At 44.3% G+C, this 21,741-nt stretch carries 20 protein-coding genes, 4 tRNA genes and 3 rRNA genes; 21 read left to right on the forward strand and 6 right to left on the reverse strand.

Translation table 11 applies throughout. The annotated features are described in order from the left end of the window. Positions 1 to 58 precede the first annotated feature (58 nt). On the forward strand, positions 59 to 646 hold the full coding sequence (locus QR42_RS02895; protein WP_039176819.1) for a LysE family transporter: 588 nt from the start codon (positions 59 to 61) through the stop codon (positions 644 to 646). Positions 647 to 650: 4 nt separating this feature from the next. Here the strand turns inward: QR42_RS02895 and QR42_RS02900 are convergent, their stop codons facing one another. Then, positions 651 to 1,202, reverse strand: coding sequence for a GNAT family N-acetyltransferase (locus QR42_RS02900; protein WP_039176822.1), 552 nt, complete (start codon positions 1,200 to 1,202; stop codon positions 651 to 653). A gap of 124 nt (positions 1,203 to 1,326) precedes the next feature. On the opposite strand from QR42_RS02900, the gene QR42_RS02905 reads away from it, so the two are divergent. Together QR42_RS02905 and QR42_RS02910 are read left to right on the forward strand one after the other, a co-directional pair. Continuing rightward, positions 1,327 to 1,512: a CsbD family protein gene (locus QR42_RS02905; RefSeq protein ID WP_034665964.1), complete on the forward strand. Its 186-nt coding sequence runs from the start codon at positions 1,327 to 1,329 to the stop codon at positions 1,510 to 1,512. A gap of 148 nt (positions 1,513 to 1,660) precedes the next feature. After that, positions 1,661 to 2,323 (forward strand): O-methyltransferase, encoded by a 663-nt coding sequence (locus tag QR42_RS02910; RefSeq protein ID WP_039176827.1) that lies wholly within the window; start codon positions 1,661 to 1,663, stop codon positions 2,321 to 2,323. Between the two features lie 36 nt (positions 2,324 to 2,359). Here the strand turns inward: QR42_RS02910 and QR42_RS02915 are convergent, their stop codons facing one another. Then, positions 2,360 to 2,686, reverse strand: coding sequence for an AzlD domain-containing protein (locus QR42_RS02915; protein WP_039176830.1), 327 nt, complete (start codon positions 2,684 to 2,686; stop codon positions 2,360 to 2,362). After that, a complete protein-coding gene (locus QR42_RS02920) occupies positions 2,683 to 3,408 on the reverse strand; it encodes an AzlC family ABC transporter permease (protein WP_039176833.1) in 726 nt (241 codons plus the stop codon). The genes QR42_RS02915 and QR42_RS02920 overlap by 4 nt, the downstream gene beginning before the upstream one ends. Before the next feature lie 298 nt (positions 3,409 to 3,706). Here QR42_RS02920 and QR42_RS02925 point away from each other — a divergent pair, with 298 nt between their 5' ends. Beyond that, positions 3,707 to 4,582 (forward strand): DMT family transporter, encoded by an 876-nt coding sequence (locus QR42_RS02925; protein WP_039176836.1) that lies wholly within the window; start codon positions 3,707 to 3,709, stop codon positions 4,580 to 4,582. A 78-nt stretch (positions 4,583 to 4,660) separates the two neighbouring features. Next, complete coding sequence (locus QR42_RS02930) at positions 4,661 to 5,680, forward strand: S66 family peptidase (protein ID WP_039176838.1); 1,020 nt, start codon at positions 4,661 to 4,663, stop codon at positions 5,678 to 5,680. 35 nt (positions 5,681 to 5,715) lie between these two features. On the opposite strand, the gene gltP is transcribed toward QR42_RS02930, so the two are convergent. After that, positions 5,716 to 6,966 (reverse strand): glutamate-aspartate/proton symporter GltP, encoded by a 1,251-nt coding sequence (gene gltP, locus QR42_RS02935; RefSeq protein ID WP_039182997.1) that lies wholly within the window; start codon positions 6,964 to 6,966, stop codon positions 5,716 to 5,718. A 370-nt stretch (positions 6,967 to 7,336) separates the two neighbouring features. On the opposite strand from gltP, the gene QR42_RS02940 reads away from it, so the two are divergent. From QR42_RS02940 to tsaD, 12 genes are all read left to right on the forward strand, one after another. Then, a tRNA-Arg gene (locus QR42_RS02940) sits at positions 7,337 to 7,413 on the forward strand. Between the two features lie 11 nt (positions 7,414 to 7,424). After that, a tRNA-Gly gene (locus QR42_RS02945) sits at positions 7,425 to 7,498 on the forward strand. Between the two features lie 178 nt (positions 7,499 to 7,676). Next, positions 7,677 to 9,225: ribosomal RNA gene (locus QR42_RS02950) — 16S ribosomal RNA — on the forward strand. Between the two features lie 182 nt (positions 9,226 to 9,407). Further along, a 23S ribosomal RNA gene (locus tag QR42_RS02955) occupies positions 9,408 to 12,338 on the forward strand. A 61-nt stretch (positions 12,339 to 12,399) separates the two neighbouring features. Further along, positions 12,400 to 12,515, forward strand: a 5S ribosomal RNA gene (gene rrf / locus QR42_RS02960). Together the 16S, 23S and 5S rRNA genes with 4 tRNA genes alongside form the textbook arrangement of a ribosomal RNA operon. A gap of 18 nt (positions 12,516 to 12,533) precedes the next feature. After that, positions 12,534 to 12,610, forward strand: a tRNA-Met gene (locus tag QR42_RS02965). A 4-nt stretch (positions 12,611 to 12,614) separates the two neighbouring features. After that, positions 12,615 to 12,691: transfer RNA gene (locus tag QR42_RS02970), tRNA-Asp, on the forward strand. 273 nt (positions 12,692 to 12,964) lie between these two features. Further along, complete coding sequence (gene thiL, locus QR42_RS02975) at positions 12,965 to 13,942, forward strand: thiamine-phosphate kinase (protein ID WP_039176841.1); 978 nt, start codon at positions 12,965 to 12,967, stop codon at positions 13,940 to 13,942. A 13-nt stretch (positions 13,943 to 13,955) separates the two neighbouring features. Next, the gene (gene tsaE, locus QR42_RS02980; RefSeq protein WP_039176845.1) at positions 13,956 to 14,432 is read left to right on the forward strand and encodes a tRNA (adenosine(37)-N6)-threonylcarbamoyltransferase complex ATPase subunit type 1 TsaE; all 477 of its coding nucleotides are present in this window, start codon (positions 13,956 to 13,958) and stop codon (positions 14,430 to 14,432) included. After that, entirely contained in the window at positions 14,413 to 15,102 is a 690-nt protein-coding gene (tsaB, locus tag QR42_RS02985) for a tRNA (adenosine(37)-N6)-threonylcarbamoyltransferase complex dimerization subunit type 1 TsaB (protein WP_039176848.1), read from the forward strand. The genes tsaE and tsaB overlap by 20 nt, the downstream gene beginning before the upstream one ends. Before the next feature lie 25 nt (positions 15,103 to 15,127). Next, on the forward strand, positions 15,128 to 15,556 hold the full coding sequence (gene rimI, locus QR42_RS02990) for a ribosomal protein S18-alanine N-acetyltransferase (RefSeq protein WP_039182999.1): 429 nt from the start codon (positions 15,128 to 15,130) through the stop codon (positions 15,554 to 15,556). Then, the gene (gene tsaD, locus QR42_RS02995) at positions 15,549 to 16,577 is read left to right on the forward strand and encodes a tRNA (adenosine(37)-N6)-threonylcarbamoyltransferase complex transferase subunit TsaD (RefSeq protein ID WP_039176852.1); all 1,029 of its coding nucleotides are present in this window, start codon (positions 15,549 to 15,551) and stop codon (positions 16,575 to 16,577) included. Before rimI ends, tsaD begins: the two co-directional genes overlap by 8 nt. 269 nt (positions 16,578 to 16,846) lie before the next feature. Here the strand turns inward: tsaD and QR42_RS03000 are convergent, their stop codons facing one another. Continuing rightward, positions 16,847 to 18,769 (reverse strand): ABC-F family ATP-binding cassette domain-containing protein, encoded by a 1,923-nt coding sequence (locus tag QR42_RS03000; protein WP_039176855.1) that lies wholly within the window; start codon positions 18,767 to 18,769, stop codon positions 16,847 to 16,849. A 138-nt stretch (positions 18,770 to 18,907) separates the two neighbouring features. Here QR42_RS03000 and moaC point away from each other — a divergent pair, with 138 nt between their 5' ends. The 4 genes from moaC to tatC are packed head-to-tail and all read left to right on the forward strand — an operon-like array spanning position 18,908 to position 21,040. Beyond that, complete coding sequence (gene moaC, locus QR42_RS03005; protein WP_039176857.1) at positions 18,908 to 19,399, forward strand: cyclic pyranopterin monophosphate synthase MoaC; 492 nt, start codon at positions 18,908 to 18,910, stop codon at positions 19,397 to 19,399. A 15-nt stretch (positions 19,400 to 19,414) separates the two neighbouring features. Further along, positions 19,415 to 20,068 carry a redox-sensing transcriptional repressor Rex gene (locus QR42_RS03010; protein ID WP_008355687.1) on the forward strand — a complete coding sequence of 218 codons (654 nt, stop codon included), beginning with the start codon at positions 19,415 to 19,417 and terminating at the stop codon, positions 20,066 to 20,068. A 27-nt stretch (positions 20,069 to 20,095) separates the two neighbouring features. Beyond that, a complete protein-coding gene (locus tag QR42_RS03015; RefSeq protein ID WP_008355689.1) occupies positions 20,096 to 20,275 on the forward strand; it encodes a twin-arginine translocase TatA/TatE family subunit in 180 nt (59 codons plus the stop codon). A 6-nt stretch (positions 20,276 to 20,281) separates the two neighbouring features. Beyond that, the gene (gene tatC, locus QR42_RS03020; RefSeq protein ID WP_098676753.1) at positions 20,282 to 21,040 is read left to right on the forward strand and encodes a twin-arginine translocase subunit TatC; all 759 of its coding nucleotides are present in this window, start codon (positions 20,282 to 20,284) and stop codon (positions 21,038 to 21,040) included. Positions 21,041 to 21,079: 39 nt separating this feature from the next. Here the strand turns inward: tatC and QR42_RS03025 are convergent, their stop codons facing one another. Next, positions 21,080 to 21,706: an NUDIX hydrolase gene (locus QR42_RS03025; protein WP_039176861.1), complete on the reverse strand. Its 627-nt coding sequence runs from the start codon at positions 21,704 to 21,706 to the stop codon at positions 21,080 to 21,082. Positions 21,707 to 21,741 lie beyond the last annotated feature (35 nt).

A 21,741-nucleotide genomic window follows, 5' to 3' on the forward strand; every position in this document is an offset into this window, starting at 1 on the left:
ACGTAATATACGCAATAAAGTAATTAAAGTCTAAATAACGTATAAGGGGGACGGCATCTTGATTGTATCTATGTTGATCTATGCTTTTGTTAGCAGCTTTACCCCAGGGCCAAACAACATCATGGCCATGGTCTTTACGAATAAATATGGGGTCAAGCAAACATTTCGCTTTTGTTTAGGTGTGGGTATCGGATTTCTCGTTATTTTGTGTTTGAGCTGCTTCTTTAATATCATTCTTTATCAAGTGATGCCGAAAATAGGCTGGGTCATGGCGTTCATCGGAGCCGCATACATGATTTATTTAGCGGTCAAAATCATGAAAAGTAAAGGCGGTGATGACGAAACACTTGATCGCTACAATCATTTTATCCCTGGTATGATGCTGCAATTTATCAACCCAAAAGCGATCTTGTATGGATTGACTGTGATTTCAACATTTGTTTTGCCATATGGACAATCTAATATGCAGTATGTCATATTGACGCTGATTCTCGCACTTATTGGCTTTCTCGGTACATTCAGCTGGAGCTTATTTGGCTCTTTGTATAAGCGCTTTTTGACTGCTTATGAAAGACCGTTCCAGTATGTGATGGGGATGCTTCTGATATACAGTGCAATTTCGATGATATGGGGCTATGTGATGTAAGCGGTCAGGAACTTGGCAGCTGCCTGCCCATCACAACAGTATCATAATATAATCCGTCACTCAGCCGTTTATCGTTTTTTAATACACCTTCAATCAAAAAGCCATGGTTCTCATATAACCGAATGGCTTTTTTGTTCGTTTCAAGCACATGAAGAGAGATCTTCTGAATGCCCTGCTGATCTGCCCAGTCAATTGAAGCGGCTAAAAGCTCTTTCCCAATGTGATAGCCCCAAGCATCTTTCTGGATAGCGACGCCAAATGTCACTTTGTGAGCAGAGCGCTTGAGTGAATGGCCCTCGCATCTTGAAAAACCGACAATCTTTCCTTCAATAGCAGCGACCAAAAATAAATGCCGGCTTTGCTTGGTATCCTCTTGAATCAAAGCCTCAAATGCTTTTTCATCAAGAAAGGCTTCGCCTGGTTCACGGTCTAAATATTCTGTTTCACCATCGATTTTCAGTCTGAGAGCTGATAACTGTTTAGCATCGGAAGCTGAAGCGGACCGAATATGATAGGTCAACTCACGAACTGTGAATATTTTTTCAGAGATGATCATTGATGAACACCCACCCTTCTTTCCAGTATGTCTATCATACCTGAAACGTGTACATCGCACACTCAGATGTTTTGTATCTTTCAAAAAGGCTAAATGAATAGTATCAAACTTGGAGGTGGAACAAATGAGTGAAGAAAAAGGACATATGGATAAAGCGAAAGGAAAAACAAATCAAGTCAAAGGTCAAGTCAAGGAAAAGCTTGGAGAAGCAACGGATCATCAAAACCTGAAAGCAGAAGGGAAAAAGGATCAAGCAAAAGGAAAACTTCAAGATAAAAAAGGTGATGTCAAAAATAAGCTGAACGAGTAGATTTGAAACCAGTGCGTTGCTTCATGTATTCATCATCGCATGTCTTTCATCAAAAAAATGAATAGATGTGTGAAAAGAATTGATTATACGCTCTCACGATCATCATGTAGACTTGAGATAGAAGACATGATCAAGGGAGATGGATGAAATGGAGCACGTGTGGGAGAAAGTTGACGAGTATATCATAGACAAGTTGATTCCTAAAGATGACGTATTGGAGCAAGCCCTTACTCATAATAAGCAAGCAGGTCTGCCAGCAATTGATGTGTCACCAGCCCAAGGGAAAATGCTTTATTTATTAGCAAAAACGAAGAATGCAAAGCGCATTTTAGAGATCGGGACACTTGGTGGATACAGTACTATTTGGCTTGCGCGTGCTCTTGAAGAGGATGGAGAACTCATCACATTAGAGGCTGACAGCCATCATGTACAGATCGCACAGCAAAACATCAGCAGAGCGGGCTTATCGGAACGAGTGAGCATTTTGCAAGGAAAGGCATTAGATACGTTATCTCAGTTAAAAGAGAGGGCTGCGCTTCCATTCGATTTGATTTTCATTGACGCAGATAAACCAAACAATCCGAAATATCTAAAGTGGGCGTTAGATTTCTCAAAAAAGGGAACAGTCATTATTGCGGACAATGTCGTCAGAAATGGAGCAGTCCTTCATGACTCTAGTGGGGATGAACGAGTGCAAGGAACTCGTGAATTTTTTGATTTACTCAAACAAGAACCGAGAATAGAGGCAACAGCGATTCAAACTGTTGGTGAAAAAGGTTATGATGGATTTGTATACGGAATCGTCAAATGAAAAAAAGCTTAACCACATGTGGTTAAGCTTTTTCTTTTAGAAAAACCATCTAGCAGTGCCCATCAGCATGACGCCGACAAGAACAGTAAGTGATAAGCTTTTTGTCCAAACAGCGATGAGTACAGTGGGAGTCAAGACAGCAAGATACATCCAATGGATAGTGACGCCTGTGCCTGTTGTTGTATGGATGAAGAGATGCTCTGCAATCAAAGCTGTAAAGATACAAATAGGAATAAACGATAACCATTTCAGCACCACTTCAGGCAGCTGAATACTTCGTACAAATATAAAGGGTACGACTCTTGGAATGATGGTGACGATCATACAACCAACAATGAGCCATAACATAAAGCTGCTAATCATTTATCTGTCACCACCCCAATGGTTGCGACAATCATGGTGGCTAACAGAACAGCCACGTGTGAAGGAACGAAATGAAGCAGAACAAACATGGCAATGACCATATACAAAACAAGTGACAGGCGATGAGTTAACTTATTTTTGGGAACTGTCTGTAACGAAAGGACTAGCAGTGCAGCAAACATCGCTGATAAAGCAAAATCAAGACCAAGCGCTTCAGGATTTGAAATCCAGTGTCCAAAAATGCCGCCAAGTATGCAGGCTGCAATCCAGCATAAATAAGCCGTTATGTTCAGTCCGTGCATCCACCGGTTATTCAGCTTTCCATGCTGAGCTAATTTATTCATGGCTACGCCAAAGGATTCATCAGTCAGCAAGAGACCGAATCCGATATTTTGTTTTAAAGAGTAGCGTGTAAAATGAGGAGCCAGCGTCAGGCTGAGTAATAAATGACGCAGATTCACAATAAATGTAGTGAGAATAATAGCGGAAAGGGGACTTCCCGTGACAAGCAGTGCACAGATAATAAACTGTGAAGCACCAGCATAAATAAAGATTGCTAGAAGTGCAATGTCCCATAAGCTCAACTGTGCACTAATTCCAACAATTCCAAAGGCAAACCCGATACTCATATAACCAAGCAGGGTTGGCACACAATCTTTTATTCCCTCGATAAACGGTTCGTGTTCCGTGCTGGGAATGTGTTTCCTCGCTTCAATATCCAACGACCTCTACTCCTTTTCTGCGTGACCACCTATAGTTTTACTTACTATATGAAAACGAATTCAGCATGTCAAGACCCGTTTATCTTCTATTATATGAAGAAAAATGGTGACAAAAAAGGATTGAAGTCAACCAGAATTTGTTATAAAGTAGTCTGAAAATAAAAACAAATGAGGTGACGACAATGCAATGGAAGCCTTTATTTGAACATGATGTACCAAACACCCTCCGTCCATAACGGAGAGTGATCTCCGTTTTGTGGATATGGCGATCAATATATCCAGTAACGGAGGGGAAAAGATGAATGAAAAATATATAGGCGCCCTTTACCTAGCAATCGCTGCAAGTATTTGGGGCGGCATGTACGTTGTTGTCAAAGTAACAGTAGCGGTGGTTCCGCCGCTTGAGCTTGTATGGATGAGATATGCTGTAGCAGGAATTGTGCTGGTGTGCACCATATGGCGCTTGGGCTATTCCTTTCGATTAGATAAAAAAGATATCCCGCTTGTTGTAATGATCGGATTGATCGGAAATTTCCTATCAATTGTGACCCAAGAAATCGGCACCATGTATACATCTGCACAAATGGGGGCTGTGATTACATCTGCGACCCCTGCTTTTATGGTGCTGTTTGCGTTCTTTCTATTAAAAGAAGCCATGACTGTTAGAAAATGCGCATCCATCCTGCTTGCTACAGCAGGTGTATGGCTCATGATTGGACCAGTCGCAGTGCAAACAGATGAATTTATTGGCGGTCTCTCACTCGTCATCGCTGCTTTTACATGGGCGCTCATGTCTGTTTTGCTTAAACGAGTTCCAGGAAAGTACCCTCAAGTGGTGACGACCACATATGCGATCATCATTGCATTCATTGTCTTAACACCACCTGCTTTATTTCGTTTACCTCACCTAGATGTGGAGCAGATGGCAAGACCGGAGATTTGGGGCGGTATTCTCTATCTAGGCATCATCTCAACAGCTCTTGCATTCTTTTTGTGGAATAGAGGGCTTCAATTGATGGATGCCTCGAGCGGCGGTCTGTTCTTTTTCTTTCAACCGATCGTAGGGGCAGCTCTTGGCTGGCTGCTTTTAGGTGAAGAGATGGGGATACGCTCATTCATTGGGATTCTATGTATCTTTGCAGGAGTCTATATCGTACTGCGCCAAAAAGAATAAAAAGAGATGTCCCTTATAAAAGGGGCATTTTCTCTAAAATGGATAGGGTAAGAGAGATAGAGATTGGAGGGAAGCAGAGTGATTCAATTTCCGCATTTGCAAAAAGGACAAACAATTGGCGTCACTGCACCTTCCTCAGGTGTACAGCCAACTTTACATGATATGTTTAAGCTTTCATGTGAACGAATGAAAAATAGAGGCTATGATGTCATATGTGGAGAGACGGTCTGGCAGCAGGAAAAGGCAAAATCTGCCCCTGCGATAGAACGAGCAAACGAACTTCAGTACATGATGACATGTGATGAGATTGATCACATCATCCCGCCATGGGGAGGACAGCTGCTTATGGAAGTGTTAGAGCACCTCGATTTCTCATCGATGCAGAAAAAGTGGATTCTTGGTTACTCAGATACGAGTGCACTCCTGCTGGCGCTCACATTAAAAACAGGCATTGCCACAGCGCATGGACCGAACTTAGTCGATCTAAGAGGAGAAGAGCTTGATCAAACGACTGCCATGTGGGAGCGAACACTTTCCGCAAAAGAGGAGACGGAGATAACCCAGTTTTCTTCATCTATGTATCAAAAGGAATGGCAGCATGACAATCCGAGTAAACATGTCTTTCATTTAACAGAACCTACCGCATGGCATACATTTGATCAACAAGAAATGAAAGTGAAGGGAAGACTGATGGGTGGCTGCATTGATATTATACGTCACTTAGCAGGGACACCTTTTGGAGACGTCAAAGCTTTTCAGGAAACATTCATAAAAGGCGAACCGATTCTCTGGTATTTCGAAAACTGCGCATTAAATGCTGCAAGCATGAAGAGATCGCTTGTTCAATTAAAACTAGCAGGGTGGTTTGATCACTGTTCAGGTATGATGTTTGGGCGAAGTGCAGTAGATGTGCCTGTTGAAGGGTATCAGTATCAGGATGTATATGAAGAATTACAAAAGGAACTACAAATCCCCATTTTTTACGATATAGATTGTGGGCATGTCCCGCCGCAAATGACGATGATAAATGGGGCATATGCAGAAGTGCAGCTGCATCCTCAAGGAAAAGCCGTACTAAAGCAAACGTTTTTAGCATAAAAAAGGAAAGGGCGAGCCCTTTCCTTCCTATAACATTACATCCCTTTTGTTTCTTTACCTGCTTTTGGAACTTCCCAAGCTGACTCACGGAATACCTTTTCCCATTTAGATACGACAATACAAGCAACGGCATGCCCTGGAACATTCACGCCTGTTCGTGCCATATCCATAATTCGGTCAACACCGGCTATAATGGCAACGCCTTCTGCTGGAAGACCGACTGCATGAGCAGTTGCCAAAAGAACAACAAGTGAACCGGATGGCACAGCTGCAATCCCTTTACTCGTTAACACAAGAACAAGCATCATCAAAAGCTGCTGTGACAGACTCATGTCGACACCAAACGCTTGTGCAAGGAATACGCAGGCAACTGATAAATATAAACTTGATCCATCACAATTGAGAGAAAGACCAGATGGAATCACGAAGGAAACGATTCTTTTTGGACACCCGTATTTCTCCATTCGTTCCATCAATTGAGGAAGGACAGTTTCGGTGCTCGTAGTAGAGAAGGCAACAAGGAACAAATCCCAAATCATTTTTAATACTTCGAAGTAGTTAAAACGGAAGATCAGTGCGACCAGAGGGAATAAAGCAAAGAGAATAATGAATAATCCTAAAAAAACAGTCCCGACAAGCTTCATCATTGGGATTAATAAAACAATGCCATATTGGCCGACAGAAGCAGCCATTAATGCAAGAACCCCAATAGGTGCTGTTACCATCACCATCTGTGTGAGCTTAAACATGATTTGTGCCACTGATTCAAAGAAGGTGAGAACAGGAGCAGATGCTTTACCGATGCCGCTTGCCGCTACACCAAATAATATGGCGAAGAAAATGACAGCAAGTAAATCATTCTGAGCCATAACATCGACGATATTGGTTGGAATGATATCTAATACCATTTGTTTAAAGTCAACGACCTTCTCAGTATAACCATCTAATTCCCCAATATCTTTCTTAGCTAATTTAGAGAAATCGAGACCAACGCCAGGCTTTAGACCATTTGCCAATAATAGCCCTATCCCAAGAACGATGGTTGTGATGACCTCAAACCAAATGATCGTCTTTAATCCAAGACTGCCCATTTTCTTCATGCCGCCGCTGCCGGCTGCACCAATAACAATGGTAGAGAAAACGATTGGAACAACGATCATTTTAATCAGCCTGATGAATCCATCTCCAATTGGCCGCAGAGCCATTCCGAAGTCAGGGAAGAAATGGCCGATAAGAGCTCCTATCACCAAAGCGATCATGATCTGAAAAGCGATAAACTTTTTCATCATCTCCTACCTCCTTTAAATGCTTGGAAAAATATTAAGAATTTTCCAATAAATAAAAATTCTATGTGGCCGTGTTTTGTCCTCCTTTGTATTTAGAAAGATTTTATTTAAGAATCATTGGAATTATGAAGAAAGAGAAGAAAATAGGGCTATTACATGTCTATTGATCTAAGAAAAAATCAATTTTAAAAAAACATGAAACTTTTTTAGAAAAATGTATTGACCCTTTTATGTGATCCGTGGTATATTTTTATTCGTCGCTGATGACGTATTTGAAACACAGACGTTCACACGGATGCGGCAAATAAATTTTAAAAAGATGTTGACTTAATAAAATCGATATGTTAAGATAATTAAGTCGCCTGATTAAGCGCCCGTAGCTCAATTGGATAGAGCGTTTGACTACGGATCAAAAGGTTAGGGGTTCGACTCCTCTCGGGCGCGCCAATACAAACCACGCGGGTGTAGTTTAGTGGTAAAACCTCAGCCTTCCAAGCTGATGTCGTGAGTTCGATTCTCATCACCCGCTCCATTTTGAACATGATCTTTGAAAACTAAACAAGACAAAACGTACCTGTTAATTCGAGTTTTTATAAAAAAATCCTATGATATTTCATAGGTAGTCAGTCAAACGCTGACGAGGCAGGAAATGATCACATGCTAAGTTCGCTACATCGTGTAGCAACGCATGTGTGATATGCATCCTGCATACCTCGGAGAGTTTGATCCTGGCTCAGGACGAACGCTGGCGGCGTGCCTAATACATGCAAGTCGAGCGGACAGAAGGGAGCTTGCTCCCGGATGTTAGCGGCGGACGGGTGAGTAACACGTGGGTAACCTGCCTGTAAGACTGGGATAACTCCGGGAAACCGGAGCTAATACCGGATAGTTCCTTGAACCGCATGGTTCAAGGATGAAAGACGGTTTCGGCTGTCACTTACAGATGGACCCGCGGCGCATTAGCTAGTTGGTGGGGTAATGGCTCACCAAGGCGACGATGCGTAGCCGACCTGAGAGGGTGATCGGCCACACTGGGACTGAGACACGGCCCAGACTCCTACGGGAGGCAGCAGTAGGGAATCTTCCGCAATGGACGAAAGTCTGACGGAGCAACGCCGCGTGAGTGATGAAGGTTTTCGGATCGTAAAGCTCTGTTGTTAGGGAAGAACAAGTGCGAGAGTAACTGCTCGCACCTTGACGGTACCTAACCAGAAAGCCACGGCTAACTACGTGCCAGCAGCCGCGGTAATACGTAGGTGGCAAGCGTTGTCCGGAATTATTGGGCGTAAAGGGCTCGCAGGCGGTTTCTTAAGTCTGATGTGAAAGCCCCCGGCTCAACCGGGGAGGGTCATTGGAAACTGGGAAACTTGAGTGCAGAAGAGGAGAGTGGAATTCCACGTGTAGCGGTGAAATGCGTAGAGATGTGGAGGAACACCAGTGGCGAAGGCGACTCTCTGGTCTGTAACTGACGCTGAGGAGCGAAAGCGTGGGGAGCGAACAGGATTAGATACCCTGGTAGTCCACGCCGTAAACGATGAGTGCTAAGTGTTAGGGGGTTTCCGCCCCTTAGTGCTGCAGCTAACGCATTAAGCACTCCGCCTGGGGAGTACGGTCGCAAGACTGAAACTCAAAGGAATTGACGGGGGCCCGCACAAGCGGTGGAGCATGTGGTTTAATTCGAAGCAACGCGAAGAACCTTACCAGGTCTTGACATCCTCTGACAACCCTAGAGATAGGGCTTTCCCTTCGGGGACAGAGTGACAGGTGGTGCATGGTTGTCGTCAGCTCGTGTCGTGAGATGTTGGGTTAAGTCCCGCAACGAGCGCAACCCTTGATCTTAGTTGCCAGCATTTAGTTGGGCACTCTAAGGTGACTGCCGGTGACAAACCGGAGGAAGGTGGGGATGACGTCAAATCATCATGCCCCTTATGACCTGGGCTACACACGTGCTACAATGGACAGAACAAAGGGCTGCAAGACCGCAAGGTTTAGCCAATCCCATAAATCTGTTCTCAGTTCGGATCGCAGTCTGCAACTCGACTGCGTGAAGCTGGAATCGCTAGTAATCGCGGATCAGCATGCCGCGGTGAATACGTTCCCGGGCCTTGTACACACCGCCCGTCACACCACGAGAGTTTGCAACACCCGAAGTCGGTGAGGTAACCTTTATGGAGCCAGCCGCCGAAGGTGGGGCAGATGATTGGGGTGAAGTCGTAACAAGGTAGCCGTATCGGAAGGTGCGGCTGGATCACCTCCTTTCTAAGGATATATGGAGCAGCGTGCGTTTTCGTCTTGTTTAGTTTTGAAGGATCATTCCTTCAAAACATGTCTCTAGCGAGACAGGATTGTTCTTTGAAAACTAGATAACAATAAGTAATACATTCACATTGAATGCAATGCAAAGTTCATCACACATAGTGATTCTTTCTAAAGTAAGAAATGGTTAAGTTAGAAAGGGCGCACGGTGGATGCCTTGGCACTAGGAGCCGATGAAGGACGGGACGAACACCGATATGCTTCGGGGAGCTGTAAGCAAGCTTTGATCCGGAGATTTCCGAATGGGGAAACCCACTGCTCGTAATGGAGTAGTATCCATACTTGAATACATAGAGTATGAGAAGGCATACCCGGGGAACTGAAACATCTAAGTACCCGGAGGAAGAGAAAGCAAATGCGATTCCCTGAGTAGCGGCGAGCGAAACGGGAACAGCCCAAACCAAGAGGCTTGCCTCTTGGGGTTGTAGGACACTCTATACGGAGTTACAAAGGAACGATATAAGCGAAGAGGTCTGGAAAGGCCCGCCAAAGAAGGTAACAGCCCTGTAACTGAAATGTTGTTCTCTCCAGAGTGGATCCTGAGTACGGCGGAACACGTGAAATTCCGTCGGAATCCGGGAGGACCATCTCCCAAGGCTAAATACTCCCTAGTGACCGATAGTGAACCAGTACCGTGAGGGAAAGGTGAAAAGCACCCCGGAAGGGGAGTGAAATAGATCCTGAAACCGTGTGCCTACAAGTAGTCAGAGCCCGTTAACGGGTGATGGCGTGCCTTTTGTAGAATGAACCGGCGAGTTACGATCCCGTGCAAGGTTAAGCAGAAGATGCGGAGCCGCAGCGAAAGCGAGTCTGAATAGGGCGCATGAGTACGTGGTCGTAGACCCGAAACCAGGTGATCTACCCATGTCCAGGGTGAAGTTCAGGTAACACTGAATGGAGGCCCGAACCCACGCACGTTGAAAAGTGCGGGGATGAGGTGTGGGTAGGGGTGAAATGCCAATCGAACCTGGAGATAGCTGGTTCTCTCCGAAATAGCTTTAGGGCTAGCCTCAAGGTAAGAGTCTCGGAGGTAGAGCACTGATTGGACTAGGGGCCCCTACCGGGTTACCGAATTCAGTCAAACTCCGAATGCCGATGACTTATCCTTGGGAGTCAGACTGCGAGTGATAAGATCCGTAGTCGAAAGGGAAACAGCCCAGACCGCCAGCTAAGGTCCCAAAGTATACGTTAAGTGGAAAAGGATGTGGAGTTGCTTAGACAACCAGGATGTTGGCTTAGAAGCAGCCACCATTTAAAGAGTGCGTAATAGCTCACTGGTCGAGTGACTCTGCGCCGAAAATGTACCGGGGCTAAACGTATCACCGAAGCTGCGGACTGTTCTTACGAACAGTGGTAGGAGAGCGTTCTAAGGGCTGTGAAGCCAGACCGGAAGGACTGGTGGAGCGCTTAGAAGTGAGAATGCCGGTATGAGTAGCGAAAGACGGGTGAGAATCCCGTCCACCGAATGCCTAAGGTTTCCTGAGGAAGGCTCGTCCGCTCAGGGTTAGTCGGGACCTAAGCCGAGGCCGAAAGGCGTAGGCGATGGACAACAGGTTGATATTCCTGTACCACCTCCTCACCATTTGAGCAATGGGGGGACGCAGGAGGATAGGGTAAGCGCGGTATTGGATATCCGCGTCCAAGCAGTTAGGCTGGGAAATAGGCAAATCCGTTTCCCATAAAGGCTGAGCTGTGATGGCGAGCGAAATTTAGTAGCGAAGTTCCTGATTCCACACTGCCAAGAAAAGCCTCTAGCGAGGTGAGAGGTGCCCGTACCGCAAACCGACACAGGTAGGCGAGGAGAGAATCCTAAGGTGATCGAGAGAACTCTCGTTAAGGAACTCGGCAAAATGACCCCGTAACTTCGGGAGAAGGGGTGCTTCTTAGGGTGTTAAAGCCCCGAGAAGCCGCAGTGAATAGGCCCAGGCGACTGTTTAGCAAAAACACAGGTCTCTGCGAAGCCGTAAGGCGAAGTATAGGGGCTGACGCCTGCCCGGTGCTGGAAGGTTAAGAGGAGCGCTTAGCGTAAGCGAAGGTGCGAATTGAAGCCCCAGTAAACGGCGGCCGTAACTATAACGGTCCTAAGGTAGCGAAATTCCTTGTCGGGTAAGTTCCGACCCGCACGAAAGGCGCAACGATCTGGGCACTGTCTCAACGAGAGACTCGGTGAAATTATAGTACCTGTGAAGATGCAGGTTACCCGCGACAGGACGGAAAGACCCCGTGGAGCTTTACTGCAGCCTGATATTGAATGTTGGTACAGCTTGTACAGGATAGGTAGGAGCCTTGGAAACCGGAGCGCTAGCTTCGGTGGAGGCATCGGTGGGATACTACCCTGGCTGTATTGACCTTCTAACCCGCTGCCCTTATCGGGCAGGGAGACAGTGTCAGGTGGGCAGTTTGACTGGGGCGGTCGCCTCCTAAAATGTAACGGAGGCGCCCAAAGGTTCCCTCAGAATGGTTGGAAATCATTCGCAGAGTGTAAAGGCACAAGGGAGCTTGACTGCGAGACCTACAAGTCGAGCAGGGACGAAAGTCGGGCTTAGTGATCCGGTGGTTCCGCATGGAAGGGCCATCGCTCAACGGATAAAAGCTACCCCGGGGATAACAGGCTTATCTCCCCCAAGAGTCCACATCGACGGGGAGGTTTGGCACCTCGATGTCGGCTCATCGCATCCTGGGGCTGTAGTCGGTCCCAAGGGTTGGGCTGTTCGCCCATTAAAGCGGTACGCGAGCTGGGTTCAGAACGTCGTGAGACAGTTCGGTCCCTATCCGTCGCGGGCGCAGGAAATTTGAGAGGAGCTGTCCTTAGTACGAGAGGACCGGGATGGACGCACCGCTGGTGTACCAGTTGTTCTGCCAAGGGCATCGCTGGGTAGCTATGTGCGGACGGGATAAGTGCTGAAAGCATCTAAGCATGAAGCCCCCCTCAAGATGAGATTTCCCATTCCGCAAGGAAGTAAGATCCCTGAAAGATGATCAGGTTGATAGGTCTGAGGTGGAAGCGTGGTGACACGTGGAGCTGACAGATACTAATAGATCGAGGACTTAACCTATATTCTATTGTGAAGCATGAACATTGTTATCTAGTTTTGAGAGAACATTCTCTCCATCAGGTTTGGTGGCGATAGCGAAGAGGTCACACCCGTTCCCATACCGAACACGGAAGTTAAGCTCTTCAGCGCCGATGGTAGTTGGGGGTTTCCCCCTGTGAGAGTAGGACGCCGCCAAGCTTGTAATATTTATATCATCGCGGGGTGGAGCAGTTCGGTAGCTCGTCGGGCTCATAACCCGAAGGTCGCAGGTTCAAATCCTGCCCCCGCAACCAAAATGGTCCGGTAGTTCAGTTGGTTAGAATGCCTGCCTGTCACGCAGGAGGTCGCGGGTTCGAGTCCCGTCCGGACCGCCATTTTTATAACTTGTAAACGAAAACGTATAGTTTCGTTTTTTTTTATGTCTTTTTCTTTCTACAAGTACCCAAGATGCAATGAAATGATTTGTGTTTGGCTACACTATATGAAAGAATAGATAGATTACTTCAACCCAGCCTGGTTTTTACACACCAGGCTTTCTTTATATCATTTTTAGTTGGAACTGAGACTTATATTCGCTACACTAATACTAACTGTGTTTGACATCATGTCTACTTAACCAATTGATTGCAAGAAGGGGCTGTCTTTTTATGGATGAATTTGATCTTATTCGCCGAATCACACCAAAAGATACATACCAGCGCTCTTTGATCATGGGCATCGGTGATGATGCAGGTGTTTATCAACCTCATTCACATTGTGAAGAGGTCGTTTGTGTTGATACAATGGTGGAGCATGTTCATTTTCGTTTTGACTTTTCCACACCATTTGAAGTTGGCTTTAAGGCACTGGCAGTCAATGTCAGTGATATCGCTGCAATGGGAGGGACTCCAAAGTATTATCTTGTTTCAATTGCGATCCCGCCTCATGGAGATGAGACAATCGTCACGGACCTTTACGAGGGAATGAAAGCGTTGGCTGACTCCTATCATATGGATTTGATTGGTGGAGATACAGTGGCCACCCGCAGTGACTTTGTCATTACCGTGACGGTCATTGGTGAGGTTTCCAAGGGAACAGCTTGTTATCGTCACAGTGCTCAGACTGGAGACATCGTCTTTGTCACAGGTGAACTTGGTTCATCAGCTGCTGGGTTATCAATCTTAATGAACGAAGTAGCCCCTTCTAAGGCGGTCGATGCTGATTTTTTTCTTAAGCGTCATAAAATGCCTCAGCCTCATATTGCTGCTGGTCACATTTGTTCAAGTTTCCCGCGGGTCACCTTGAATGATGTGAGTGATGGATTAGCGAGTGAGTTGAATGAGATAGCCGAAGCGAGCGGTGTGAGGATCGAGATAGAAGCTGATAAGCTTCCAATTCATCCAGATTTACAGGTGCTGCGCAAAGACTGGCTTGAATGGGTGTTATTTGGTGGAGAAGACTTTGTTTTAACTGGTACGATACCAGAATCTGATTGGGAAAGCTTTGAATCTCAATGTCAAAAAGAAGGCATTCAGATCACACGTATTGGACAAGTCAAAGATGATCAAGCAGCCAGTGTTATGTTAAAAGACAATGATCAACAAACAATGTTAATGAAAAAAGGATATAATCATTTTAAGAAATGAGGTGACATCAACGGTGAAAATAACATGGACAACAAAAGGTGCGGATGAGACGAAACGAATTGCCGCTGCTTTGGCCAAACTTGTGATGCCAGGCGATGTATTGACATTAGAAGGAGATTTAGGCGCAGGCAAAACCACTTTTTCAAAAGGTTTTGCGGAAGGCTTAGGAATTACCCGTATCGTCAACAGCCCCACCTTTACAATTATTAAAGAATATACCGATGGCAGACTGCCACTTTACCATATGGACGTGTACCGCATGGAAGATGCGGAAGAAGACATCGGACTAGAAGAATATTTTGAGGGTGAAGGTGTATGCTTGGTTGAATGGGCACATCTTATTGAACCTCAATTGCCTTCTTCCTATTTAAAAATTGAAATGCTGAGAACAGAACGTGAAGAAGAACGGCATCTCACGTTTGATGCAAAAGGGGAGCGTTATGAGTCCCTTTGTAAGGAGATGAAAGAATTTGACCATACTGGCCATTGATACATCAAACCATACACTAGGAATTGCTCTTGTAAGAGACCTCACTGTGATTGGAGAGAGCATTACGTATTTAAAAAAGAACCATTCCGTCCGAGCGATGCCCACTGTTGAAGCATTGATGAAAGAATGTGGTGTAGCACCAAGCGAATTAAGTAAAATCGTTGTGGCAAAAGGACCTGGTTCTTACACTGGCGTCAGAATCGGTGTTACCATAGCAAAAACACTTGCGTGGACGCTGTCTATCCCGATATCGGCTGTTTCGAGTTTAGAAGCGCTTGCGGCAAATGGCCAATATTTTGATGGGTATATCTCACCTCTATTTGATGCGAGAAGAGGACAAGTTTATACTGGGCTATATACGTTTGAAAAAGGTAAGATCAAAGAGGTCGAACCAGATCAAAATATCCTGCTCACGGATTGGCTTCATGAGCTGAAGAAGATAGGAAAACCTGTTCTATTTCTTGGACAAGATGTGCACATTCATGAAGAGAGCATTCGCTCCATTTTAGGAGAAACGGCTGTACTGGCAGAGGGGACATTTCATAACCCAAGACCTTCAGTGCTTGCATTTTTAGGCGCAGATCGTCCTGCTGAAGATGTTCATCAGCTTGTTCCTAACTATATTCGTTTGGCAGAAGCGGAAGTGAAATGGCTTGAAGGACAAAAATAACCTTAACATAGCAGAAATACGACAAATGACAGTAGCGGACATTCCAGATGTGTATACGATTGAAGTGCATTCGTTTACAGCGCCTTGGAAAAAGGAATCGTTTGTCTATGAGATTCTGCATAACCAATACAGCCATTACTTCCTCATCGAGGAAGATAAGCAGCCTGTTGGATATTGCGGGGTCTGGATTGTCATGGACGATGCACAAATTACGAACATTGCGATTCTCCCTGAGCATAGAGGAAAAGGCTACGGGGAAGCATTGCTTCGATATGTCATGGAATTTTGCAAAGAAAAAAAGACAGATCATCTTTCTTTAGAGGTGCGGGTTTCGAATACACCAGCACAATCCCTCTATGAAAAGCTCGGTTTCAGACCAGCTTCTATTCGAAAGAATTATTATACGGATAATGGAGAAGATGCGTTAGTCATGTGGGTGAATATAAATGAGTGAACAAACAGATCGATTCATATTAGGTATAGAAACAAGCTGTGATGAAACAGCTGCATCCATTGTGAAAAATGGAAAGGAAATCGTGGCAAATGTGGTCGCCTCGCAAATAGACAGTCATAAACGATTTGGCGGTGTTGTACCTGAAATTGCTTCGAGGCATCACGTGGAGCAAGTCACCATCGTATTAGAAGAAGTGATGACACAGGCGGGTATGAGCTTTAAGGATTTGGATGCGATTGCTGTTACGGAAGGACCTGGCCTCGTCGGTGCCCTGCTGATTGGCGTCAATGCAGCAAAGGCACTGAGCTTTGCCCATCAAATTCCTCTTGTTGGTGTTCATCATATTGCAGGGCATATTTATGCCAACCAGCTGGTTGATGAATTGGAGTTTCCATGTTTAGCTCTTGTTGTCTCTGGCGGACATACTGAGCTTGTTTTAATGAAGGAGCACGGATCTTTTGAGGTCATCGGAGAAACATTGGATGATGCAGCTGGAGAAGCCTACGATAAAGTGGCCCGGACGATGGGTCTCCCGTACCCAGGCGGACCTCATATTGATCGGTTAGCACATGAAGGAGAGCCGACAATTAAGCTTCCTCGTGCATGGCTTGAAGAAGGGTCTTATCACTTTAGCTTCAGTGGTTTAAAATCAGCTGTGATCAACACCTTACACAATGCGTCACAAAAGGGAGAAACGATTGCCCCAGAGAATTTAGCCGCAAGTTTTCAAGCAAGTGTCATTGAGGTGCTTGTTGGGAAAACATTGAAAGCAGCAGCAGCCTATGGTGTGAAGCAGGTTGTTCTAGCTGGAGGAGTCGCTGCCAATAAAGGACTAAGAGAAGCTTTAACATCAGCATTTACGAAACTGCCAGACGTGAAGGTCATTATTCCGCCATTATCACTATGCACAGACAATGCAGCCATGATCGCTGCCGCTGGAACCATTGCGTTTGAAAAAGGAATCAGAGGCGATATGGCGATGAATGGCCAGCCAGGATTGCCGCTAGTCTCATATAAATAAAACTCCTGTGGATTACAGGGGTTTTTATTTTTCTATGAAAGCGATTTATTCACATGTAAACGCTATATATCCACAATTGTTAGAAAATTTTGTTTTAAAGTGAAGAGGATGTGTATAATCACGAACTTTTTTGTGGATATGTGATTAAAAACTTGTGGATAAAGTGGATAAGTCCAAAGTATTTAAGAATAATCAAGAAGTTGTTGTGGGTATCGTTGTGGATAATGAGTTTTCATTGAAAGAAAAAAGAGTACCCTCTAGGGTACTCTTTAAGAATCTGACAGCTCTTCCCACTCCGCAAAAAGTGATTCTAACTCTTGATTGAGCGTATCATTTTCTGTTTGAATGGCTTGAACCTTCTCGTGATCTTGAAAAATATCAGGATCACATAACAGCTCTTCATTTTCACCGAGCTTGTCTTCAATGACAGCAATCCGTTTTTCAATTTCTTCAATCCTGCGCTGCTTTTGTCTTTCTTTCTTTTTCAGTTCTTTTTCTTCCGCATAAGAAAGCTTTGTTGTTTCTACTGGTTGGGCAGCTTGTTTTTTAACAGGTTCATTTTCTTGAAGTGCATTCAGCTCTAGTTGTTCATTTTTCTTTTCAAGGTAGTAGTCATAATCACCGAGATATTCTTTAGTTTCTGTAGGCGACAGCTCAAATACTTTCGTTGCCAGACGATTGATGAAATAACGATCATGCGAAACAAATAAGATAGTTCCTGGATAATCGATCAATGCATTCTCTAAAATTTCCTTACTATCTAAGTCCAGATGGTTTGTAGGTTCATCGAGAATAAGAAAATTGGCTTTTTGGAGCATCAGCTTTGCCAGCGCAAGGCGTGCTTTTTCCCCACCGCTTAATGCATGGACAGGCTTTAAAACGTCATCCCCTGAAAAGAGGAAGTTTCCTAAACATGTCCGAATTTCTTTTTCATTCATATGAGGATAATCATCCCAAAGCTCATTTAGCACTTTTTTCGAGGATGTCAGTTTGGCTTGCTCTTGGTCATAGTAGCCGATCGTGACATGAGATCCAAAAGTGATGTCGCCTTTTACTGGTGTTAATGTGTTCGTTAACGTTTTTAAAAGGGTTGATTTCCCGATCCCGTTAGGACCAATGAGTGCCACACTATCCTCGCGTTTAATCTGAAAAGAAAGCGAGGATAGGAGCGGTGTTTTTTCATCATAACTAATATCGAGATCATGTACCTTCAGTACATCATTGCCGCTTTGTCTCGTAATATCAAAATGAAAGTTTGCGGATTTTTCATCTCCTAAAGGCTTATCTAAACGATCCATCCGTTCGAGCTGTTTGCGTCTGCTTTGAGCGCGCTTTGTGGTGGAGGCTCTTGCCAGGTTGCGGTCCACAAAATCCTGGAGCTTTGAGATCTCTTCTTGCTGCTTTTCGTATAGTTTCATATCCCGCTCGAGCTGCTCTGCTTTCAGATCCAGATACTTACTATAGTTCCCTGCAAACTTTTTCATCGAAGTTCTTGAGACTTCATAGACGTGGTTTACGACTTTGTCTAAGAAATAGCGGTCATGGGACACGATGAGAATGGCACCTGTATAATTTTGCAAATACTGCTCAAGCCATGATAAGGTATCAATATCTAAATGGTTGGTCGGCTCATCCAGAATTAAGAGTTCTGGTTTCATTAACAAGAGCTTTCCAAGCGCTAGACGGGTTTTCTGGCCGCCGCTTAAAGATTGGACGGTTGTCTCATCTTCAAAATGACTAAAGCCGAGTCCATGAAGAATGGAGCGGACATCTGCTTCATATTGATAGCCGCCTTGATCTTTAAATTCCTGCTGAAGCCTGTCATAGGTTTTCATAAGGGCTTCCAGCTCAGAACCTGTGGAAGAAGCCATTTTCTCCTCAATGGTTCTCATCTCTTGTTCCATCTCTTTTAAATGATCAAAAACCGATAATAATTCGTCTTTTAGCGTACGTGTAGACGTCACATCGGTATGCTGTGCTAAATAGCCGATCGATAGGTCTTTTGGTTTGATGATCTCACCTTGCTCGTAAGACATTTGACCGGCAATGATTTTCAAAAGCGTGGATTTGCCTGCGCCGTTACGACCTACAATGGCAATTCGATCCCTTGCTTTGACTTCCAATTTTATATTCGTTAAAACGGTATCAGCGCCAAACGATTTGGACAGCTGATTCATTTGTAGAATCATCATGTAACTTCACCTCTGCTATAATATGTTAAGTGTAGCTTATCAGCAGTAAACCGGCAAATGTTACATACAATCGCCATATTCAAATGAAAGACAGATAGGAAAAAATAGTGTATCATTTGAGTGAGGGAGCGTTGAAAGATGAGTCAATTTAGCCACTTTAACGAACAGGGAAGAGCAAAGATGGTCGACATTAGTGACAAATCGTCTACAGTGAGAACCGCCGTTGCTGTTTCAAGTGTTCGTATGATAAAAGAAGTGTTTCATAAAATACAACAGCATGAAATTGGAAAAGGGGATGTGCTGTCTGTTGCACAGGTTGCTGGCATCATGGCAGCAAAGCAAACATCTACCATCATTCCAATGTGTCATCCGCTTGCACTAAAAGGCGTGGATATCTCCTTTAATTGGGAGGAAGACGGAAATGCGCACATCCTGAACATACAAGTACAGGTGAAAACAAAAGGAAGTACGGGTGTGGAGATGGAAGCGCTCACTTCTGCTTCAGTATGTGCACTGACCGTTTACGATATGTGCAAAGCGATTGATAAAGGCATGATCATCGGTCCAACCTATCTAATTGAAAAGACAGGCGGGAAAAACGGTGATTTTCACAGAGCATCTGATATTTAAGTTGGAGGACCTTATATGAATATAGATCAGTCAAAAATTCCACAAGCGACAGCCAAACGTTTGCCGCTTTACTACCGTTTTTTAAAAAATTTGCATGCATCAGGAAAACAAAGGGTGTCATCAGCTGAGCTTAGTGATGCAGTCAAAGTGGATTCTGCTACCATTCGCCGAGATTTTTCGTACTTTGGTGCACTTGGGAAGAAAGGGTATGGCTATAATGTCGATTATCTCTTGACCTTCTTCAGAAAGACCCTTGACCAAGATGAAATGACCAATGTCATGCTCATTGGTGTCGGGAATTTAGGGACTGCTTTTTTACACTATAATTTCATAAAAAATAATAATACAAAAATTTCAATGGCTTTTGACGTCAATGAGAGTAAAATAGGAAGTGAGATAGGCGGCGTGCCTGTCTATGATTTGGATAAGCTTGAAGAGCATGTTCAAGAGGTAGGAGATATCCCTGTTGCAATTTTGACAGTACCTGCCGTAGCAGCTCAATCCATTACAGATCGTTTGATTGCCCTTGGCATCAAAGGAATCCTTAACTTTACGCCGGCTCGATTGAATGTGCCGGAACACATTCGAATTCATCATATAGATTTGGCGGTTGAACTTCAGTCTCTTGTGTATTTCTTAAAGCATTACTCTGTTACGCAGGAGGACTGACGAAAAGGGGTAAAGGGGGTGGAGCAAATGGGTCCGATCGGTCCTGGGAGTTTGATTCTGATTGCGATTGTAGCGCTCATTATTTTTGGGCCGAAAAAGCTTCCTGAATTAGGAAGAGCAGCAGGAGATACATTACGTGAATTCAAAAATGCCACAAAAGGCTTAGCTGATGATCAGGAAGAAAAAAAGAAAAAAGAAGATCAGTAGAATAGGATGAGCTTCATGAATGTCAAAGATATGCCGCTTATGGAGCATATTGTGGAACTGCGAAAACGCCTAGTGATCATTGCGATGTTTTTTGTCGCCTTTATGGTGGCTGGTTTTTTTCTCGCTAAGCCGGTCATTGTGTATTTACAAAATACCGATGAAGCGGCAACACTGACGCTGAACGCATTTAAGCTTACAGATCCACTGTACGTGTTTATGCAGTTCGCATTTGTCATTGCTTTGGTTTTGACGTGTCCCGTTATTTTATATCAGCTGTGGGCGTTTGTGAGTCCTGGCTTATATGAAAAAGAAAGAAAGGTGACACTTGCTTACATTCCGATTGCACTGCTTTTATTTTTGAGCGGTGTGGCTTTCTCTTACTTTATTTTATTTCCGTTTGTCGTCGATTTTATGATGCGAATGTCGAATGATTTAAATGTAGAGCAAGTCATTGGGATTCATGAGTATTTTACATTTCTAATGCAGCTAACACTTCCATTTGGCTTTTTGTTTCAGATGCCCGTCGTGTTGATGTTTCTCACAAGACTTGGCATCATCACACCGATGTTTTTATCAAAAATACGGAAGTATGCCTATTTTGTCCTCCTTGTCATTGCCGCACTCATTACACCGCCAGAGCTTGTTTCTCACCTCATGGTCACCTTGCCAATGCTCGTTTTATACGAAGTGAGTATTATCATTTCAAGAGTGACCTACCGCAAAATGCAGCAAACAGAGGAGAAAGAAAAACATTATGTTTCATAAAAAAGCATCATGATCCAATAAGGGATCACGATGCTTTTTCTATTGTATAAGAAATTGATTGATCGTGTGAAAGAGGTGCTCATAATAGGCAGGCTCATGCGGGACAAAATTATGAATACCCACTTCGATGCTTTCCTCACGTCGTTCTCCGTTTGCATCAACTATAAAGCCCTCGATACGAATTCTTTCACATGATCCTGTTAAAAGCTGCTGTGCATCAGGCAGCTTTGCTCTGTACAGACCAGCGACTTCTTCTTTCTGTAGATGAACTTCCATGTGCTTTTCTTCATTCATATAAAGATACACATGACAGAACTCACGGTCGATGAAAGAAGGCAGGTGAATTTCATCTTTTATGATTCCTGTATAAGTAAGGTCCTCAAAAAGGATAGAAAGACCAAGTTCTTCTTCTACCTCTCTTAAGCCATCAGAAGGCTGTTCATCTGCGAGAAGGTGACCTGCTGCGGTGATATCAAACAGTGAAGGAAAATCCTTTTTTGCAGGACTCCTTAGCTGAAAATAGAGATACACGGTGCCAAGCTCCTTTTTAAGAAGCCAGAAATGAAATGTTTCATGCCAAAGACCTTGGGCGTGGACATCTGAACGAGCGGCAGCTCCAATGGTTTCATGCTGATCATTGAAGAAACGAAGTTTTTCATGTTCCATGAAGTTACATCCTCCATAAAAAAACCATTTTCCAA

Source organism: Bacillus sp. WP8 (assembly GCF_000800825.1).
Taxonomy (GTDB): domain Bacteria; phylum Bacillota; class Bacilli; order Bacillales; family Bacillaceae; genus Bacillus; species Bacillus safensis.

Excerpts from the sequence above, each read along its gene's own strand:
- QR42_RS02900 (WP_039176822.1), bottom strand. The coding sequence starts at position 1,202 with ATGATCATCTCTGAAAAAATATTCACAGTTCGTGAGTTGACCTATCAT.
- QR42_RS02905 (WP_034665964.1), top strand. The coding sequence starts at position 1,327 with ATGAGTGAAGAAAAAGGACATATGGATAAAGCGAAAGGAAAAACAAAT.
- QR42_RS02910 (WP_039176827.1), top strand. The coding sequence starts at position 1,661 with ATGGAGCACGTGTGGGAGAAAGTTGACGAGTATATCATAGACAAGTTG.
- QR42_RS02915 (WP_039176830.1), bottom strand. The coding sequence starts at position 2,686 with ATGATTAGCAGCTTTATGTTATGGCTCATTGTTGGTTGTATGATCGTC.
- QR42_RS02925 (WP_039176836.1), top strand. The coding sequence starts at position 3,707 with ATGAATGAAAAATATATAGGCGCCCTTTACCTAGCAATCGCTGCAAGT.
- gltP (WP_039182997.1), bottom strand. The coding sequence starts at position 6,966 with ATGAAAAAGTTTATCGCTTTTCAGATCATGATCGCTTTGGTGATAGGA.
- thiL (WP_039176841.1), top strand. The coding sequence starts at position 12,965 with ATGGATGAATTTGATCTTATTCGCCGAATCACACCAAAAGATACATAC.
- rimI (WP_039182999.1), top strand. The coding sequence starts at position 15,128 with ATGACAGTAGCGGACATTCCAGATGTGTATACGATTGAAGTGCATTCG.
- tsaD (WP_039176852.1), top strand. The coding sequence starts at position 15,549 with ATGAGTGAACAAACAGATCGATTCATATTAGGTATAGAAACAAGCTGT.
- QR42_RS03000 (WP_039176855.1), bottom strand. The coding sequence starts at position 18,769 with ATGATGATTCTACAAATGAATCAGCTGTCCAAATCGTTTGGCGCTGAT.
- moaC (WP_039176857.1), top strand. The coding sequence starts at position 18,908 with ATGAGTCAATTTAGCCACTTTAACGAACAGGGAAGAGCAAAGATGGTC.
- QR42_RS03010 (WP_008355687.1), top strand. The coding sequence starts at position 19,415 with ATGAATATAGATCAGTCAAAAATTCCACAAGCGACAGCCAAACGTTTG.
- QR42_RS03015 (WP_008355689.1), top strand. The coding sequence starts at position 20,096 with ATGGGTCCGATCGGTCCTGGGAGTTTGATTCTGATTGCGATTGTAGCG.
- tatC (WP_098676753.1), top strand. The coding sequence starts at position 20,282 with ATGAGCTTCATGAATGTCAAAGATATGCCGCTTATGGAGCATATTGTG.
- QR42_RS03025 (WP_039176861.1), bottom strand. The coding sequence starts at position 21,706 with ATGGAACATGAAAAACTTCGTTTCTTCAATGATCAGCATGAAACCATT.